This is a genomic window from Streptomyces sp. NPDC005799, from assembly GCF_040630525.1.
In the GTDB taxonomy this organism is placed as follows: domain Bacteria; phylum Actinomycetota; class Actinomycetes; order Streptomycetales; family Streptomycetaceae; genus Streptomyces; species Streptomyces griseorubiginosus_B.
The window spans coordinates 1-17,753 of record NZ_JBEXXQ010000038.1; the positions used below are offsets into that span (position 1 = coordinate 1).

A 17,753-nucleotide genomic window follows, 5' to 3' on the forward strand; every position below is an offset into this window, starting at 1 on the left:
CGCGCCCGTCTCGCCAGAGCGCAGCGGGAGTTGTCGCGCAAGGCGAAGGGCTCGGCGAACCGGGCCAAGGCCCGCAGGAAGGTTGCCTGCATCCATGCGCGGATCGCCGATCGGCGCCGGGACTTCCCTGGGCCGCCGTCCTTGACCAGCGCGGCCTGTCTTGCTCACTGACCGCCTACCTCTTCCGCATCGGAGAGAACCAAATGAGAGCCCTGATCAAACAGGTCCGCCCCCTCCTCGAGGACCACGGCCATCACTCCGAGCCGATCCACGCCCGCCTGATCGACCCCAGCGACCTCGCCAACTACGTCATGCACGCGACATCCCAGGCCGACGAGCGCGACACGCTCCAGTAATTCATCGACAGGCCCGTTCGACCCTATCGGGACCCGGTGCCCCAGAGCCGATCATGTGGCTGGCATATGTCAAGAAAGCTGGAAGGACATGGCCTCCACCACCCGATGGCAGTTTGGGCCCTCTTCCCCCGCCTGTAGTCCCCCGTGGTGCCGGACGTTCATGGTCGGCTACAACGGTAGGCAGTCGGATGCTACCTGCCGTTGACCGCTACGACAGCGAGTGGAGCCGAAGCTGAAGCATGGCCGCGAACCTGGCTTCCGGGTCGGCCAGGTCAATGCCGCCGACCTCACCTACCCGACGCAGGCGGTAGCGGAAGGTGTTGGGATGGACGTGGATGGAGGCAGAGGCGGCGATGACGTCGCCGAAGGCGTCCAGCCAGGCGTTCAGGGTCTGCACCAGGCTGGCGTGGTGCCGCTCGTCGTAGGCGAGAAGCCGTGCCACGGTGCCGCTGGGGCGGTCGCCCCGGGCGGCCGCCATGTCCCGCAGTTCGAGCATCAGCGACTGCACGTGCACGTCGGGCAGCCGAGCGACCCGGGGGTTCCCGGGCTGGGACCGCAGGACACGCAGGGCCCGGTCGGCGCAGCTGCGTGCGTGTGCGAGATCGGCTACGGCGTCGGCGACGGCGCCCACACCGATCACTGCAGGGAGGCGGTCGCCAACACGGTCGACGAAATCGGAGGCGATCCGCAGCGCGCGCTCCTCGCCGTCCTCGACATCCCGCCCCGCGGGGACGAGTGCGTAGGCCACATTACCGACAAGGGCAGCAGTGCTACGCGGATGAACGGCGCTCACATGCATCGCGAAGGCATCGGCGACCCGATGGCGTTCAGCAGTCAGTACGGCGTCGGCGCCGATGGACGGCTCGTCGGCCGAATCGGACAGGGCGAGCGCGAGGACGACGACAGGCTGGTCGGCCAGGCCGAGCCGGTTCAGTGCGTCGCGGGCGCCGGGGCCTCCTTCCAGTGCGGTGCCGACCAGTTCGGCACGCAGCCTGCCTTCGACGTCGGCGCCGGCGCGGACGCGGAGCATGTGCAGAGCGACGAGTTTGGCCGCGTCCCGCAGGGCATGTGCACGTTCCGCCTCCAGCGGTTCCTTGACTGCGGCCCAGATCGAGCCGAGGATCTCGCCGCCCGCCCGCACGGCCATGGCCACCCGAGGCACTGAGAAGCCAGCCGCCTCAGCCGCACCGGTGGACGGGCTGATGAAGACAGGATCGTCACCGCGGTAGATCTGCTGGAACACACCGCGTTCGGCCAGCTCGCGTGAGTAGGGCTCGGGAACCTGCCGGCCGAGGATGGCCTCGACCCGCGCCCTGTCGGCCTCGTCCTGTCTGCCGGAAAAGGCCAGGACGCGGGAGCTCCGATCCTCGATGGTCACTGGAGCATCCAACAGCGCGGCGATCGCGTTGGCGAGCGTGAACAGGTCGCCGGACGGCACCCCCCCAAGCGTCGCCGGTTCGGGGTCTGCGACGTCGTCCTCAGCGAGCAGGGACCGCAGCATAGCCGACAGTTGAGTCCAAGAGGCGCCGGGGGTGAGGCCGAGCACCGCGACGCCGGAGCGTTCGGCCGCCGCCCGTATCCCGCCGTCGACGGGTACGGGCGCGCGGAGCACCAGTCCGGCGGCGCCTTGACCGCCAAGGTCGTCCAGGAGTGCGACGATGTCATCGGTCCGGTGCACGCCGATCCCCAGCACCAGCGCCCGGGGCGGCAGCACGGGAGGGTCCACCGAATCGTGGATAGCCAGGCCACCGAGGTGCTCGCCGGGGTCGGGGCCGCCATGGACGAGGTGGAGCAGCGTGGTACCGAGGTCGTCCAGCAGACGGCCGAGGCTGGTGCGGGGCTGCCTTTTCATGGGAGGGAATACCACCTGACTGACGTTAGCCGTCGGAACAGCGGCGCGATTCGTCGGGATGAACGACCACCACCGCAGATTTCGTTGTGGGCGACAAGTCAGGCGGTGACCGGTCGGGACTCAGGCAGGCAGCCACTCCGTCGAGGCGGTGACCTCCTCAAGCCGCTCGGGCAGCGGCTCCACGCCGATTCCAGGAGTGGTCGGCACGGCCAAGTGCCCGCCGTCGAGCAGGAACGGGTCAGTGACATCGGCCGCATAGTAGCGGTCGGATGCCGAGGTGTCTCCTGGCAGGGTGAAGCCGGGCAGAGCGGCGAGCGCGACGTTAGCGGCCCGGCCGATGCCCGTTTCGAGCATGCCGCCACACCACACCGGTACGCCGTGTGCGACGCAGACGTCGTGGACGCGACGTGCCTCCAGGTAGCCGCCGACCCGTCCGGGCTTGATGTTCACGATGGAGCAGGCGCCGAGCGCGATGGCGTCGGCGGCCGCCTGCGCGGAGACGATCGACTCGTCCAGGCAGATCGGCGTGGCCACGGCCTTGGCCAGGTCGGCGTGGCCCAGGACGTCCTCCTCCGGAAGAGGTTGTTCGATCAGGAGGAGGTCGAATGGGTCGAGGCGAGCCAGATGGCGCGCGTCGGCCCGGGTGTAGGCCGTGTTCGCGTCGACCTGCAGCAGGACGTCGTGTCCGAACCGCTCACGAACAGCCCGGACGGGTTCGATGTCCCAGCCATGCTGGATCTTCAGCTTGATCCGAACGTAGCCGTCGGCGAGATAGCCCCCGACGGTGTCCAGCAGTTCGGGGACGGAATCCATGATGCCGACCGAGACGCCGCACGGGACACGGTCACGCACGGCCCCCAGCTCCCGGGCGAACGATCGGCCCGCAACACGCAGCTCGGCGTCGAGGACACCCATTTCCAGCGCGCCCTTCGCCATCCGGTGCCCACGGAAGGGCTCCAGGGCGGGGGCGACCGCCACGGCGTCGAGGTGATCAAGGCGTGCGAGGGCGGGCACCAGGTATCGGCGCAGCACATCGACCGCCCCGTCCACGTATTCGGAGGAGTACGTCGGCTGCTGGAGCGCCACGCACTCTCCCCAGCCCTCGGCGTCGGTGGTCACCACGCGCAGCAACAGGATGTCGCGGAGCGACTGGGTACCGAACGAGGTGCGCAGCGGCGCGACGAGCGGTATCCGAATACGGCGCAGTTCCACGCCCTTGAGTCTCATCGGTCAACCTCCTGATGCTTGTGCTGGTCGTGGTCGCGGGTCAGTAGGTACCAGCCCGCGCGGTCGAAGCCGGTGACGCGTGCTCCGCCGTCGAGAAGTCCGCCAAGCACCTCACGCACCGCCAGCCGCCAGTCCTTGGCCGTCCGCCGGTCGCTGACGCGAAGGGCTTCGATGTCGCGCGGGACGGCCACGAGCAGGGTCCCGGCGTCCTGCCGTCCAGGCACCGGGCGGCCATCCTCGGAAATGTCGAGGGCGACGAGCGCGCCGGCGGCGCGTGCGGCAGCCACGTCGAAGAGTGCTCCGTGACCGGCTGATGCCGTGATGACCTTCGGCTCCTGCAGGTGCCACCGGATGAGCAGCCGGTCGCTCTCGTCGCCACCATTGATCGCGTCGTTCATCCCACCGTAGAAGTCAGGCAGGTACTCGGCCGGTGAGGCGGCAAGCTTGGCGAGGTTGAAGTGGGCGTTGCGGCGGATCAGCGGGTCGAAGGTCCACTGGATGGTGGACGCTCCGTGCAGCAGTGCCCAGGCGCGCTGGTGCAGTTTGAGGGCGAAGCCGACGTTGCGGCCGCGCATGCGGTCGGAGACTCCGGCGATGTGGCTGTAGAGCAGGCCGTCGGGGGGTGCGCCGAAGAACGCGACGCTGGCGCCGACCAGTTCTTGTCCGTCGTAGGCCCCGACCACGTAGTTGCCGGACTTCGACAACGCGCGCAGCATCTCCGTCGTCATCAGCGGGTTGGTCGGGTCCGGACGCCAGATGGTGTCGTAGAGCCGGGACACGGCTTCCAGCTCGTCCTGGCCCGCGAGTTCGCGAACGGTCACGCCGGCTGCACATACCGCGGCGTCGGCGCGCAGCGCGGCCTCGGCCTGCCCGGCCACGGCATCAGGTGCTTCCTGAAGATGGGTCATGGTTTCATGCTTTCGGCCAAGGCCGCGCGAGTCATGGTCGTGCGGCACGAGAGGACCACTGCTCATTCGTGAGCTCGTACGGGGAGGTCGGGCGCGGGTGTCGTGGCCAGCAGGTCGGCCAGGAGCGCGGTGAGCAGCGCCGTGCGGCCGGGCAGTTCGTCGACCAGTACGTGCTCGTCGTCGGAGTGGGCGCCGCCGCCTACCGCGCCCAGGCCGTCGAGGGTGGGTGTTCCGACGCCTGCGGTGAAATTCCCGTCCGAGGCGCCGCCCACGGCGGCGCTCGTCAGGGCCTTGAGACCCAGCCGGTCGGCGAGCCGGGCGGCGCGGACGAACAGGTCCGCCGATGCCCCGGCCTCCAGAGGCGGGCGGTTGGGCCCGCCGGTGATCTCCAGGTCGGCACCGGGCAGGACTGGCTGCAGCGCCCGGATCAGGGTGTCGAGTCGCGTCTGCTCGTGCTCCGATCGCACGCGCACGTCGACATCGAACCGGCCGTACGCGGGCACGGTGTTGGCCGTGATTCCGGCCGACAAGGCGGTCGGCACGACCGTCGTCCCACGCGTCGGATCGGTCAACGCGTTTACCGCGAGGACCTGGTGGGCGAGTTCGGCACCGGCGTTCACACCGCGCTCCGGTTCCAGCCCGGCGTGCGCGGCACGCCCCCGCACGTGGACCTCGTACCGTGAGACGCCTTTGCGCTCGGTCTTCAGCGCCCCGCCGTCGGCCGACGCCTCCAGGACCAGTGCAGCGGCGCAGCCGGACGCCTCGGTCTCGATCAGCTCCCGCGAGGTGGGTGAGCCCACCTCCTCGTCTCCCGTGACGAGCAGGGTCACGCCGCCAGGGTCGGGCAGGGCGGCTATGGCGTGCATCGCCATGACGAGACCGGCCTTCATGTCGAAGCAGCCGGGACCGCGTAGGACACCGCCGCTGACGTCGAAGGGGTGGGTGCTGAGGGAGCCGAGCGGCCACACCGTGTCGTGATGGCCGAGCAGCAGCACGCGCGTCGGGCCGGGGCCGAACCGCCAGCGCAGGTGCGTGACGCCGTCGAGAACGATCCGCTCAGGGGCGGCGCCGAGCCGGGCCGCGCCCAGTTCGGCCACACAGTCGGCGCTGCGGGCAACGGCGCCGAGGTCGCTCGACGGGGACTCGCAGGTCACGAGCCGTTTGATGTCGGCAAGGATGCCGGGCAGCGCCGCCCAGGCCCGTGCGGCCGGTACCGAGTGATCCATCTCAGTGCTCCTCCACGGTATGCACGTGCTGACTCATCCAGTCGACGATGCGCCGGTTGAAGTCCAGCCGGTGCGAGGGGCGGCCATCCACGATGAACGTGTGTGACGCGTTCGGATACAGGACGAGCCGGCTGGGCACACCCCGTTCACGCAGGGCCGTGAACCACTGCTGCGCCTGACCGATGGGGCAGCGCAGGTCGGCCGTACCGTGCAGGATCAGCGTGGGCGTGTGCACCTGGCCGACCCGCGCCAGTGGCGACATGGCGGCGAGCCCGTCGCCGCTCAACCATGGTGGGCCACCGAACTCGTGGACGGCGAGGTGGTGCCCCTCGTCGGAGCTGCCGGCCATGCTGACCGGGTCGATGACGGGACCACCCGCGACCGCCGCCGCGAACCGACTGTCCCGGCTGGTCAGATAGCAGGTCATGTAGCCGCCGTAGCTGTAACCGGCGACGGCCAGCCGGCGCGGGTCGGCCACGCCCTCGTTGACCAGGTCGTCGAGCGGTTCGAGGAAGTCGGCCGCATCGGCCGTCCCCCACGCGCCGACCACCGCGGTGTAGAACCGCTCACCGTAGCCGTCACTGCCGCGCGGGTTGAGCAACAGCACCGTCCAGCCGCGCGCGACGAGTTCCTGGTGGTAGAGGTGAACCTCGTCGGCGGCGGCGTTCCATGCATTGTGCGGTCCACCATGGATGTCCAGCAGCAGGGGCTGGGGGCCGCTCGCGCCAGGGTCCCGGATTAGCCAGCCCGCCACCCGGGTGCCGTCGGAGACGGTGAACTCCCGCTCGACGCGTGGGTACGGGGTCACCTCCGCCAGGGGCGCGCCGTGGCCGGTACGAACCCGAACGGGGCCGCCCGCCAGGTCCACGGTGACGATCTCGCCGTACGACGTCTGTGTGGTGAGGGCCACCGCAGCCATGCCAGCGGCTGCGGACAGCCCGAAGACGACGTCCCCCGTGCCGCCCAGTACACGGCGTGGACATCCGCCGGTGACATCCACGGCGTACAGGTGGGTGCAGCCGCGGTCGCGGGCGCAGAACAGTACGGTGCGGCCGTCGTCGGTCAACTGTGGTGCCGCGCCCGGGTATCCGGTGCCTCCTGGCATGACGTTGCGGTCCAGCGGCGCCGCGAGGTCGATCGGTGCGCCACCGTCGAGCGGCACCCGCAGCAGCCCGGCATGCCCGCCCGGGCCGCCAGGCGTGCCGACCGTCAGCAACTGCCTGCCGTCGGCGGTCCAGGTCACCGGGCCGGCGCAGAGGTCGGCCGGGCCGACCTGGCGAATGCTCGCCTGCTCGTCGTCGGCGTCAACGACGTGGAGCGGCACGTGCAGGGTGAGGTCGGCGTCGGGATGGGTCGCGGCAGCGAAGGCGAGGCGGGTGCCGTCGGGCGACCAGGCGGGGACGCCGGCGTGCCAGTCGCCTCCGGTAGCCCGTCGGCATTGCCGGTCCGTGAGGTCAAGGACGTGGATGTGGCTGCGTACGGAGCGGAGGAACCCGCTGCCGTCGGCCTGATAGTCGAGTCGGCCGGCCACGAAGGGCGCCGCTGCCCGCCGGCGCCGGGCGGCGTCGTCCTCGCCCTCGGCCGCGGCGAGGTCCACGCTCGCGGTGAACGCGATACGCGCGCCGTCGGGACTCCACACCGGGGCCCCGGCCCCGAGCGGCAGCCGGGTGAGCTGCTCGGGTTCGCCGCCGTCGGCCGGCAGCAGCCACAACTGCGGCGCTCCAGCCTCGTCGGTGGGCGTGCGCAAGAACGCCAGCCGGGTACCGTCCGGCGACCATGCAGGCGAGGAGTCCTGGTGGCCCGTGGTGAGCCGCTGTGGCGCTCCTCCGTCGCGGACCCGCCACAGGACGCGGTCGGTACGGTCCGCGTCCATGTCCAGCGTCCGCAGGACGTAGACCAGTTCGCCGTGGGCTGACAGGGCCGGTTGCTCGGGAACGGCCAGGCTGTGCAGGTCGTCGATTCGGGGCCGGCGGATCACGGTGCGGTGTCTCCTTGCTCATGGGTGCGCAGGGATGCCCCGGCGGGCGTGGGCAGAGCCACGGGTTCGCCGGGAAAGTGGCAGGCGGCGTGGTGCGGTCGTTGGCGACCGGGGTCGGTGGTGCGGCACACGTCGCGACCGGTCAGGATCAGCGGGCCGACGGGGCAGCGCGGGTGGTAGCGGCACCCGGTGGGCGGATGGTGCGGGTCGGCGGGTTCAGCGTCGTGTGCCGCGCGCACCGTCGGCTCGTCTTCCTCGTCGGCGAGGGTGTGCCGGGCGTCGGGTACGGCAGCGAGCAGGTCGCGGGTGTAGGGGTGCTGCGGGTCGGCGAGCACCTGTTCGGTCGGGCCGTGCTCGACGATCCGGCCCAAGTACATCACTGCGATGCTGCTCGCCACGTACCGCACAGCGGCGAGGTTGTGCGAGATGAACAGCATCGACGTGCCCAGATCGCGTTGCAGGTCGCGTACCAGGTTGAGGACCGTGCCCTGGACGGACACGTCCAGGGCCAAGGTGATCTCGTCGGCGACGATCACCTCGGGCCCGGCGGCCAGCGCGCGGGCGATGGCAACACGCTGACGCTGGCCTCCGGAAAGCTGCGCCGGGTAAATCGCCGCACGGTCGGGGGCGAGCCCCACGCGTTCGAGGAGCGCCGAGACCTCCTGGCGTCGGTCGATCCGCCTCGTCCCACCCGCCCGCCGACGGGGCATCGTCTCGGCGACGGACGCGCCGATCGTCATCCGCGGGTCCAGTGACGCGTACGGGTCCTGGAACACCATCTGCACCGGCCGAGTTCCGCCGGTCCGCTGCCGCAGGGGTTTGCCGCCGAGCAGGATCCGCCCGCCGTGGAGGGGAAGGAGGCCGACCGCCGCGCGGGCCAGGGTCGACTTGCCGGACCCTGACTCGCCGACCAGCCCGACGATTTCGCCGGCGGGAACGGTCAGATGCACGCCGTCCACGGCCGTGAAGCCGCTCCGGCGGCTGCCGTAGCGCACGGTGACGTCCTCGAAGCGTAGTTCGGTCATGGCCGCTCTCCGGTCGGAGCCGCCGGTGCGTCGGCGGCGCTGTGGGTTCTCGCGTCGGTCTTGTGAGCCGATGGCGGAGTCACGTCCGCCCGGGAATCGAAGTCGGATCCACGGCGGGGTTCCGCGTCCGCCTGCCAGCAGGCCACCCTTCTGCCGTCGGTATCCGTCTCGAGGGGCGGTTCGTGCCGGTGACATCGGTCATCGGCCAGGGAACACCGTGGAGCGAAGGCGCACCCCACCGGCAGTTCCGACGGGTCCGGCAGCCGCCCGGGGATGACCGGCAGCGGACGGTGCGGGTCGCTGCGCATGTCGGGCACAGCCGCCACCAGCGCGCGGGTGTACGGGTGCCGTGCCTTGGTGGCCAGCTCGCTGGCGGGGAGTTCCTCGACGATCCGGCCGGCGTACATGACCAGGACCCGGTCGCAGACCTGGCCGACGACCGTGACGTCGTGGCTGATCAGCAGGGTGGCGACGGCGGCGGACCGCCGAACCGAGTCGATCAGTCGCAGGACCTGGCGCTGTACCGTGACATCGAGCGCGGTGGTGGGCTCGTCGGCCACGATGAGGGCCGGGGAGCCCATCATCCCCATCCCGATCATGGCGCGTTGCCGCATACCGCCCGAGAACTCGTGCGGGTACTGATATGCCCGCCGCTCGGCGGCCGGGATGCGCACCGCGCGCAGCCGGTCCACCGCGCGGGCGGCAGCGTCGCGCCGGTTCAGCCCGCCGTGCCGCCGGGACACCTCGGCAAGCTGGGAGCCGACGCGCAGAGCGGGGTTGAAGGAGGTCATCGGGTCCTGGAACACCATCGCGAACGACGAGCCGAGCAGGCGCGCGTGGTCGCGGGGCGAACCGCTGAGCAGGTCGGTACCCAGGAATGTCAGCCGATCCGCGTCGACCTGAAGGCGTTCGTCGAGGAGCCCGGCGACGGCCAGGACCGTCATCGACTTGCCCGACCCGGACTCCCCCACGATGCCGACGGCCTCACCGCGAAGCAGCCGGAAGCCGACGCCTCGGACCGGCCGCACCGGACCGTCGGGACCGGTCAGGGTAACGGTCAGGTCACGGACATCGAGGACGACATCCGTGCTGGCCTCCGCCGAGGTGCGGGCCGTCGGCGCGGCGCCAGGACGTGCCGCCCGGCCGCGGGATGGGGGCTGCCCGGTGCCGGTCAGCCCGATGCGTTTGGCCACCGCCTCGCCGAACAGGTTGAAGGCCAGCCCCGCGACGATGACGGCGACGCCGGGGGCCAAGGCGGCCGCCGGGTGGACGTAGATGCCGTCCAAGCCGTCCCCGAGCAGTCGGCCCCAGTCGTACGACGCGCCCTGCACGCCCAGCCCGAGGAAGGACAGCGCGGCGAACGACAACAGCGCCGAACCGGCACCGATCGTGGCGTTCACCACGAGCGGTTCGGCGATGTTCGGCAGCACATGTCGCGTCAGCAGCCTGATCCGGCCCACCCCCGCGATGCGGGCGGCGGCGACATAATCGCGGGCGACGACTCCGGCGACGAGAGTCTGCGTCAGCCTGGCGAATCCGGGAGCGGTGGCGCAGCCGATCGCCAGCACGGCGCCGGTGGTGCCCACTCCGAAGATCACCGCGAAGAACAGGGCCAGCAGCAGCCCGGGGAAGGCGACCGCGATGTCGACGACGGCTGCGATCAGCCGGGCCGCACGCCGCCCGACGACCACAGCCGCGGTCCCCAGCAGCAGCCCCGCAACGACCGCGATAAGCATGGCCAGCAGCGCGAGTCCCACCGAAAGGCGGGTGGCGACGAGGACGCGGAGGAACAGGTCGCGGCCGAGGTTGTCGGTGCCCGCCCAGTGCGCGGACGATGCGCCTTTCAGCAGGTCGCCGGTGTTGATCGTCGCGGCCTGGTCATGCCACAGGGGCGGAGCGATCACCGCGAGCACGAGGACGGCCCCGAGCAGCAGTCCGGCAGCAGCTCCGACCGGTGTGCGCAGCACCGCGAGCCAGCCGCCTCCACGGCGGGGGGCCGGACGCGTGCGGGCGGGGGCAGGTGTGTTCATGGCCATTGCTCAGTACTCCCGGATCGTCGTCGAATGCGGGTCGAGCAGGGCCACCGCCACGTCGACCATCACGTTCACCAGCAGCACTCCGACGCCGTACACCAGGACGATGCCCTGCACCAGCGGATAGTCCTTGGCCAGAATGGAGTGAACGATGGTGTCGCCCAGTCCCTGCCAGGCGAAGACGTTCTCCACGAGCACGGTGCCGGCGATCATCGCGCTCAGGAGCAGTCCGCCGACGGTGATCGTTGCCGTCAGCGCGTTCGGCAGCGCGTGCCGCAGGTAGAGGACGGCTGCGGGCAGCCGCTTGGCCCGGGCGGTACGCATGTAGTCGGCCTCGATCACCGTCACCATCTGCACGCGCAGGAGCCGGGCCAGGACCGCTGCCGGGCCGATTGCGAGGGACAGCACAGGCAGCACGTACGAAGCGGGTCCCGTGTGCCCGGCCACCGGCAGCCACCCCAGGCTCACCCCGAACACGTAGACAAGGAGCACGCCGAGCAGGAAGTCGGGGATGGTGCCGAGCGCCACACTGGTCCCGGTGAAGCCCAGCTCGATGCGCCGGGCCCGGCCGCCGCGCGTGAGCACGCCCATGAGGACACCTGTCGGCACGGCTATGACCACCGCGACGGCGAACGCCGTCAGCGCGAGTTGCAGTGTGGCGGGCAGCCGGTCGCCGATCACCTGTGAGGTGGGCAGGTTGAAGGTCATCGAGGTGCCCAGGTCGCCGCTGAGGACGTCTCGGAGGTAGTGGACGTACTGCACGGGCAGCGGGTCGTCGAGGCCGAGGTCGGCGCGGCGCGCGGCCACCAGGGAGGCGGCCGCGGTTGGGCCGAGCGCGGCGCGGACCGGGTCACCGGGTATGAGGTGGATCATGAGGAACGCCGCCGTGACCAGCGCCCAGAGCGACAGGACGAGCCGGCCCGCCCGGCGCGCCGCGAAGCGTACCCAGGTGTTTCCGGTCAGTCGGGTCAAGGTGCGTGATGGTGCCTGACTCAAGGTGGTCACGGCCGTCCTCGTCTCTCCGGTCGGCGGGCCGGTGTCTGCTGCGGGGCTGCCGGATGCGCCGTCGTCAACGGGCGAGCATCCGGATACTGGTGGGGATGAGACTGCCGGCGTACTCGAACTTCGCGCCGCTGCCGAACATCCGGGTGGCCTGGTTGGCGAACGGGACCACGTCGGCGTCCTTGGCCAGCGCGCTCTCGGCCGCCAGCCACTTCGGGCAGCCCTTCGTACCGACGGAGTCCGTGGCCTGGGCAATCCCGGCGGAGTAGTCCGCGTTGTCGATATGCGCGAAGTTGGTGCCGGCCGGCGGCACGGGACCCGACAGGAACGGGGCCATCTGATCGGGCGAGCCCGTGTTGAGGGCCTCCCAGACGATGTCCCAGTCGCCGGTGGTGAAGAGCGTCTGTCCTATGCGGGTTTCGTCCTGGGGCCTGCTCGTGATCTGCACTCCCAGCTTCTGCCAGGTCTGCACGGCGAGTTCGGCCGCTGCCGTCCCTCCGGCGCCCAGCGAGGTGTTGTGGACGAAAGTAAGAGAGAGTTTGTGGCCGTCCTTCTCCCGCACTCCTCCAGAAGCGCGCTTCCAGCCGGCGTCGTCGAGTACCCGCTCGGCCGCATCCAGGTCGTGGGCCGGCAGCGCCTTGGTCAGGGAGTCCCCCGGGCAGACGGGAGGTTCGGTGACGGTGAACGTGGTGGGCGCGGTGCCCTTGCCCGTCGTGAGCACCTGGCGCAACTGTGCCAGGTCGAGTGCCTGGGTCAGCGCACGCCGCACGGAGGCGTCCGCCGCCGGGCGGCTCTTGGCCTGGTTGAACCACATCTCCCCCGTGACCAGGGGTGAGGAGGTGGAGAAGAGGTGTTGGCCTTCCAGGCGGGAGGTGTCCGCACCGGTGACGGTGGCGGCGTTCAGAGCGCCGGACATCAGAAGGTTCGCGGCCGTCGTCTGATCGGAGACGACCTTGACGACAATGGTGTCCGGCAGTCCCTTCGTAGCGGTGCCGATGCCATTCGGCCCCCACGTGTAGCCGCGCCGCTTCCGATACGTGTACTCATTTCCGGCCACGGACCTGGTGAGCTGGTACGGTCCGGTGCCAAGCGTCTTGTGCACCAGCGCCGACCGGTTCTGCATGCCCTTCGCGCACACCATCGGCAGACCCGCCAGACCGTAGGTGACGAACGGAGCAGGACCGGCCAGGGTCAGCGTCACCGTGCCGGCAGAGGTGTCGGCCGTGGCGTGAGCGCCCGCCGGGAGGAGTACGCCGAGCAGCGGGCTCTTGTTCTTGGGATCGGCCACGTAGTTGATGTTGGCCGCGACGTCGGCGGCTGTGAACGCCGATCCGTCGGAACAGGTGACCCCCTGGTGCAGGCTCATGACGACCTTCTTGCCCGTCGTCTTCCAACTGGTCGCCAGTCCCGAGACGATCTTGCCGTCGGCGTCCGCGTTGAGCAGGTGATCGTAGGCGAACTGCCCGATCTGGATCGCCGCGTCCGACGGCGACGCCTGCGGATCGAGACTACCGGGGTCCGCGTTCACGGCGAACGTGAACGTCCCGCCGTCGACAACCTTCCCGGCTCCGGAGCCGCTGCCGGTACCGGCAGCACATCCAGTGATCATCATTGCGCCGACACCCACCCAGGCTGCTGCTGCGCTGAGTCTCATGCCTTCCCACCTCCTGACCGCCCTGGCTGGCCGAATCCGGCCGTTCGCGCCATGCTGCCCGATGCCGCAGCCACGGGGTTGGTATCGCCAGACGAGAACGCACGGGCCCACTTGTCGGTGCGGACGAGGGTCAGGCCGAAGGCCACACGGTCAGTGGTCGCTCAAGACCGCGGGCCCCCGCCCGAGGTACCAGGCGTCGGCGGGCGAGCGCTGACGACGCAGGCAGGGTGCGAATGACGGCGCGAGTTTTCGTCGCCGTGCACGAGGCGCCCGAGGCTGTCGGCTCCCTAGCCTCCAGCCTCACAGGCCGGCGGAACAGCGCCGCCGGTGTCGTTCTCAAGGAGCCCGTGTACATGTCTGAGCTGCCCGACAACCCCGCGACGCCGTTCGCGCGCTGGCTGCGCGACACTGACGAATCCGATCAGCGGCGTTTCGAGACCGGCATCCCCGTGCGCGACGGCGCCGAACTCGCCGCCGACATCTACCTTCCGCAGGACGACGCTCCCGCGCCCGCGATCGTGACCATCACCCCGTACGGAAAGGACAGCACCGCCTTCGTCACCGACGAGGCACGTTTCTACCAGCGCCACGGATACGTGTTCGTCGCGGTCGACGTGCGTGGACGCGGCAAATCCGAGGGCACGTGGCTGCCGTTCGCCAACGACCCCGACGACGGCCATGACGTCGTCGAATGGGTCGCCGCACAGCCCTGGTGCACCGGCAAGGTCGGTATGACCGGACTGAGCTACATGGGCTGGACGCAGTGGGCGGCAGCATCGCGCAGGCCCCCGCATCTGACCTGCATGGTCTCCACATCCGCGGCCGGCCGCTGGCAGCAGGAGATCCCCTTCACCAACGGCGCCTTCCAGCTGTACTTCGCCTGGTGGGCGTACGCCACCAGGCGCCGCATCTCCGAGATCCACGGCCTGGCCACCATGGACTGGGACCGCCTCCTGCCCACCCTGCCCTACGACGCCATCAGGACCGAACTCGGCATCCCGCAGGAAAGCTGGCGACTGCTCACCCAGAAGGACCGCCTCGACGACTTCTGGCAGGCGCTGCGCTTCGACGACGTCTACGACAGCATCGACGTTCCATGCCTGCACGTCACCGGCTGGTACGACCTGGAGGACCTGCTCGGCGCGTTCCACCACTACGAGCACATGGCCGCGGCCTCCCCCGCCGCAGACTCGCAGTATCTGCTGGTCGGCCCGTGGAGCCACGTCAAGTCCCGCTACCCCGACCGCTACTATGCCGGCCGCGACCTCGGTCCGGATGCGGCCTGGGACATGGATGCCGAGCATCTGCGGTGGTTCGACCACTGGCTGAAAAAGCAGGGGCCGGGTCTGGACGACGTGGCGAGGATCCGGCTGTTCGAACCCGGCACCGACCAGTGGCGCACCCCGGACACCTGGCCGATGGCGACGTCCGAGCAATCCCTGTTCCTGGGTAGCCAGGACGAAGAGGGTGTCCTGAGCGCCACCGCTCAGCAGCAGGAATCCTCGACCGCCTATCGGTACGACCCTGCCGACCCGGTGCCGACCCAGGTGGACGTGCGGGCCTATCCCGTCGAGGACGTACCGCTGCTGCAGGATGCCAACGAGGCCCGCCCGGACGTCCTGTCCTTCACCGGCCCGGTGCTGGAGACGGAGACCAGGATCTCGGGATGGGGACGCGTCGAACTGTTCGCCTCGTCCGACTGCGACGACACCGAGTGGCACGTCAAGGTCTGCGACGTCCACCCGGATGGCCGGTCCTACAAGGTCACTCAGGGCTGTCTGCGCGCCGCGTGCCGTGACTCGCTGGTCGAACCGGCTCCGCTCACGCCGAACGAGATCACCAGGTTCGTCGTCGAACTCTGGCCGACCCAGCATGTGTTCCTGCCCGGCCACCGGGTGCGGGTCACCGTCACCAGCAGCGACTTCCCGTGGTTCGCCCGCAGCCTGAACCGCTTCGGTGTGGTGGCGGACCAGGCTGAGGCACGCGTCGCCCTCAACACCGTCGTGCACGGCGGCAACCACCCGAGCCGACTGGTCCTGCCGGTGGTGGACGCGGCGGCGCAGTGACATGAGCGGTGCCGCCTCCAGGCGGAGGCGGCACCGCATCGTTGCGTCACCGTGCGAGGCGCCGGTCCGCCCGGCCGGTGTGCAGGTACTGGGCGTGGCCGGCGCCGTCGTCGCCGACGAACGTGTGCGGCACGTGCACGCCCGCCTCGGCCTGGGCGGCGAGGAGGGTGTCGCCGCGCAGGTGGAGCAGCTCGTAACGCTGCGGCGTCATCCCCAGCCCCATGGCGACTGGGGTCGGCTTCTGGTCCACCCAGATGCGGCCCTCGGCGTCCTGGCTGACCGTGCTCTCGGCCATGCGGGAGGCGTACGTGCCGACGTAGCGCGAGGCGTCCACGCGGCGGGGTTCAGCCGACGGCACCGGGTACCTCGGCACGGTCACGCCCGCGAGCTCGCCCAGGATGTGCCCGAAGACGGTCTCGAACACCGGGATCACCTCACCACCGTTGGTGAGCAGCGCCACCGCCACACCCCGCTCAGGCACCGCCCGCAGGAAGGCACGCTGACCGATGGTGCCGCCGTCATGGCCGACCACACGGCCCCCCTGCCAGTCGAACAACTCCCAGCCAAGCCCCCAGGACGTGTCCGTGCCCAGGTACGGCACATCCACCTGGGGTTCCTGCATCGCCCGCACGCTCGCCGCGCTCAGCGCGCGGTGGCCCGGGGCCATGTGCAACCGGGCGAAGGAGATCAGGTCGCGTGGGCTCATGGCCAGCATGGCCCCGGCGGCCACGTTGGACCGGGTGATGGCCCAGACGGGCGCCAGCTGCGGCTCGGCCTCCGGTCCTGCGCTGAGGTGGCCGACGGCGGCACGGTGCAGGATCGCCTCGTAGGGGCTCGCCGCGGCGTGCTCCAGGCCCAGCGGCGCGAAGAGATGGCGGCGCAGGCAGTCGTCGTACGACGCGCCACGCAACACCTCGGCGATGCGGCCCAAGATGCAGTAGCCCGCGTTGTTGTACGAGAACATCTCCCCCGGTGCGAACAGCTGAGGCACATCGGCGAGGGTGGCCACATACTTCTCCACACAGTCGTCGCCGACGCCGGTGTCCGTGAAGATGTCGCCCTCGAATCCCGCGGTGTGGGCCAGCAGTTGGCGTACGGTGATTGCCGTCGCTGCGGCAGAGTCGGCCAGCACGAACTCGGGCAGGTAGCGGCGCACCGGAGCGTCGAGATCGAGTCGGCCTTCGTCGACGAGCTGCATGACCAGGGTGGCTGTCCAGACCTTGGTAATAGAGCCGATCTGGAACACCGAGTCGGCAGTCGCCGCCACGCCGGTCACCCTGTTCAGCACGCCGGCTGCGAAGTCGACCACTTCATCTCCAACGCACACTGCGACGGCCGCGCCCGGAACTCGGTGCTCGGCCAACAGGCCCGGCAGGCTCGACCGGATCCAAGTCTCGATATCCTTCAGGTTCGCCATGAGGGAGCACTCCAAGCAGGAACTCTTACGGGTTACTGGATGCTAGACGTGGCCGCGGCGGCGAGGTTCGTGTCGCCAGACGATTCTGCGCTTACACCTTTGTGCTCGTGGCGTTCTGGCCGACGGATACGATGCGCAGCGATCGGCCGCTGCCCTCACTATCGATCACGCCCACGAGGAACGCGCCCATCCCGTCAGATCGGCCGCCGAGACCGTCGCCTCGCTCACGGCTGGGGCCAGGCCGGAACGCACCGAACTGGTGGCCTCCACATCGGCGCCAGTTTCGACCAGCCAGCCAGGGGCGAGAGGGAGGGCGCCACCAACTGGATCGCCGACGCCCTGCCTTCCGAGCTCCGCCCGTAGCGCGGCGATCTCCTGCACCCGGGCCAGCACCGACCCGCTCGAGGGTGTGGGTGGTGATGCCGGGCACCGCGGTGGTTGCGGTTCCTGGCTGGTCGGCCGGGCCCTGGCCTCGGCTCGGTGGGCGTCTTCAGCGCATCAGGAGATCGATGGCGACCTTCAGTCGTTCAAGGTAGAAGTCCCGTGATGTGGCCTGATGCTTGAGGCCGATCGATGTGCTGATCATCGTCTGGGCGACTGGGTGGGCCGCCGCTTGTCCTGCCTCGAGGGCGATCGCGTCTGTGATCAGTTCCTCGAAACGTTGCGGCGTGGTCTCGACGATCTCCCCCAGGAGGGCGGGGTTGCTTTCGATGACCACCGCGACATCGCGCGACAGTGGGCCGATGTAGCGGCCCGCCCACTGGTCGAACGCTTCGAGGAGACGCACTGCAAGGGGGCGGCCGGTGTCGGCCAGGACGTGTTCGACTGCTGTGATGTCGCGCTCCAATGCCTGGGTGACGGCGGCGCGGAACAGGCTCTCTTTCGAGGAGAAGAGGAAGTACAGCCCGGGCCGGGAGATGTCGGCCGCACGCGCCACCTCCTCCATCGAGGTCCTCCGGTAACCGAATCGCGCGAACGTGACCATGGCGGAGTCCAGAACCATGGTCCG

The 17,753-nt window shown here is 70.1% G+C and carries 13 protein-coding genes and 1 pseudogene; 3 read left to right on the forward strand and 11 right to left on the reverse strand.

What is annotated here, in order from left to right:
* Positions 1 to 126 (forward strand): annotated as a pseudogene (locus tag ABZ453_RS32160) (transposase); the annotation flags it as partial.
* 77 nt (positions 127 to 203) lie between these two features.
* Positions 204 to 356 (forward strand): hypothetical protein, encoded by a 153-nt coding sequence (locus ABZ453_RS32165; RefSeq protein WP_359020420.1) that lies wholly within the window; start codon positions 204 to 206, stop codon positions 354 to 356.
* A 208-nt stretch (positions 357 to 564) separates the two neighbouring features.
* Here the strand turns inward: ABZ453_RS32165 and ABZ453_RS32170 are convergent, their stop codons facing one another.
* The 9 genes from ABZ453_RS32170 to ABZ453_RS32210 form a co-directional block, all read right to left on the reverse strand.
* On the reverse strand, positions 565 to 2,208 hold the full coding sequence (locus tag ABZ453_RS32170) for a helix-turn-helix domain-containing protein (protein ID WP_359020422.1): 1,644 nt from the start codon (positions 2,206 to 2,208) through the stop codon (positions 565 to 567).
* A 120-nt stretch (positions 2,209 to 2,328) separates the two neighbouring features.
* On the reverse strand, positions 2,329 to 3,435 hold the full coding sequence (gene menC, locus ABZ453_RS32175; protein WP_359020424.1) for an o-succinylbenzoate synthase: 1,107 nt from the start codon (positions 3,433 to 3,435) through the stop codon (positions 2,329 to 2,331).
* Positions 3,432 to 4,391, reverse strand: a complete 960-nt coding sequence (locus tag ABZ453_RS32180) for a GNAT family N-acetyltransferase (RefSeq protein ID WP_359020426.1) — start codon at positions 4,389 to 4,391, stop codon at positions 3,432 to 3,434. The genes menC and ABZ453_RS32180 overlap by 4 nt, the downstream gene beginning before the upstream one ends.
* 14 nt (positions 4,392 to 4,405) lie before the next feature.
* A complete protein-coding gene (locus ABZ453_RS32185) occupies positions 4,406 to 5,569 on the reverse strand; it encodes a M20 family metallopeptidase (RefSeq protein ID WP_359020428.1) in 1,164 nt (387 codons plus the stop codon).
* 1 nt (position 5,570) lies between these two features.
* Positions 5,571 to 7,547: a S9 family peptidase gene (locus tag ABZ453_RS32190; protein ID WP_359020430.1), complete on the reverse strand. Its 1,977-nt coding sequence runs from the start codon at positions 7,545 to 7,547 to the stop codon at positions 5,571 to 5,573.
* Positions 7,544 to 8,572 (reverse strand): ABC transporter ATP-binding protein, encoded by a 1,029-nt coding sequence (locus tag ABZ453_RS32195; RefSeq protein ID WP_359020432.1) that lies wholly within the window; start codon positions 8,570 to 8,572, stop codon positions 7,544 to 7,546. The genes ABZ453_RS32190 and ABZ453_RS32195 overlap by 4 nt, the downstream gene beginning before the upstream one ends.
* Positions 8,569 to 10,602 (reverse strand): dipeptide/oligopeptide/nickel ABC transporter permease/ATP-binding protein, encoded by a 2,034-nt coding sequence (locus tag ABZ453_RS32200; RefSeq protein WP_359020434.1) that lies wholly within the window; start codon positions 10,600 to 10,602, stop codon positions 8,569 to 8,571. Before ABZ453_RS32200 ends, ABZ453_RS32195 begins: the two co-directional genes overlap by 4 nt.
* 9 nt (positions 10,603 to 10,611) lie before the next feature.
* Positions 10,612 to 11,577, reverse strand: coding sequence for an ABC transporter permease (locus ABZ453_RS32205; RefSeq protein WP_359020436.1), 966 nt, complete (start codon positions 11,575 to 11,577; stop codon positions 10,612 to 10,614).
* Positions 11,578 to 11,674: 97 nt separating this feature from the next.
* On the reverse strand, positions 11,675 to 13,261 hold the full coding sequence (locus ABZ453_RS32210) for an ABC transporter substrate-binding protein (RefSeq protein WP_359020438.1): 1,587 nt from the start codon (positions 13,259 to 13,261) through the stop codon (positions 11,675 to 11,677).
* Between the two features lie 353 nt (positions 13,262 to 13,614).
* Between ABZ453_RS32210 and ABZ453_RS32215 the strand changes: the two genes are divergently transcribed.
* Positions 13,615 to 15,327 (forward strand): CocE/NonD family hydrolase, encoded by a 1,713-nt coding sequence (locus ABZ453_RS32215; RefSeq protein ID WP_359020440.1) that lies wholly within the window; start codon positions 13,615 to 13,617, stop codon positions 15,325 to 15,327.
* 46 nt (positions 15,328 to 15,373) lie between these two features.
* Here ABZ453_RS32215 and ABZ453_RS32220 read toward each other — a convergent pair whose 3' ends face one another.
* Together ABZ453_RS32220 and ABZ453_RS32225 are read right to left on the reverse strand one after the other, a co-directional pair.
* The gene (locus tag ABZ453_RS32220) at positions 15,374 to 16,744 is read right to left on the reverse strand and encodes a serine hydrolase domain-containing protein (protein ID WP_359020442.1); all 1,371 of its coding nucleotides are present in this window, start codon (positions 16,742 to 16,744) and stop codon (positions 15,374 to 15,376) included.
* Positions 16,745 to 17,234: 490 nt separating this feature from the next.
* A complete protein-coding gene (locus ABZ453_RS32225; protein WP_359020597.1) occupies positions 17,235 to 17,729 on the reverse strand; it encodes a helix-turn-helix domain-containing protein in 495 nt (164 codons plus the stop codon).
* Positions 17,730 to 17,753: the final 24 nt, after the last annotated feature.

What these genes read in the sequence shown, in the direction of transcription:
- ABZ453_RS32220 (WP_359020442.1), bottom strand. Translation starts at nt 16,744, where the DNA reads ATGGCGAACCTGAAGGATATCGAGACTTGGATCCGGTCGAGCCTGCCG.
- ABZ453_RS32200 (WP_359020434.1), bottom strand. Translation starts at nt 10,602, where the DNA reads ATGAACACACCTGCCCCCGCCCGCACGCGTCCGGCCCCCCGCCGTGGA.
- ABZ453_RS32170 (WP_359020422.1), bottom strand. Translation starts at nt 2,208, where the DNA reads ATGAAAAGGCAGCCCCGCACCAGCCTCGGCCGTCTGCTGGACGACCTC.
- ABZ453_RS32165 (WP_359020420.1), top strand. Translation starts at nt 204, where the DNA reads ATGAGAGCCCTGATCAAACAGGTCCGCCCCCTCCTCGAGGACCACGGC.
- ABZ453_RS32225 (WP_359020597.1), bottom strand. Translation starts at nt 17,729, where the DNA reads ATGGTCACGTTCGCGCGATTCGGTTACCGGAGGACCTCGATGGAGGAG.
- ABZ453_RS32210 (WP_359020438.1), bottom strand. Translation starts at nt 13,261, where the DNA reads ATGAGACTCAGCGCAGCAGCAGCCTGGGTGGGTGTCGGCGCAATGATG.
- ABZ453_RS32195 (WP_359020432.1), bottom strand. Translation starts at nt 8,572, where the DNA reads ATGACCGAACTACGCTTCGAGGACGTCACCGTGCGCTACGGCAGCCGC.
- ABZ453_RS32185 (WP_359020428.1), bottom strand. Translation starts at nt 5,569, where the DNA reads ATGGATCACTCGGTACCGGCCGCACGGGCCTGGGCGGCGCTGCCCGGC.
- ABZ453_RS32215 (WP_359020440.1), top strand. Translation starts at nt 13,615, where the DNA reads ATGTCTGAGCTGCCCGACAACCCCGCGACGCCGTTCGCGCGCTGGCTG.
- menC (WP_359020424.1), bottom strand. Translation starts at nt 3,435, where the DNA reads ATGAGACTCAAGGGCGTGGAACTGCGCCGTATTCGGATACCGCTCGTC.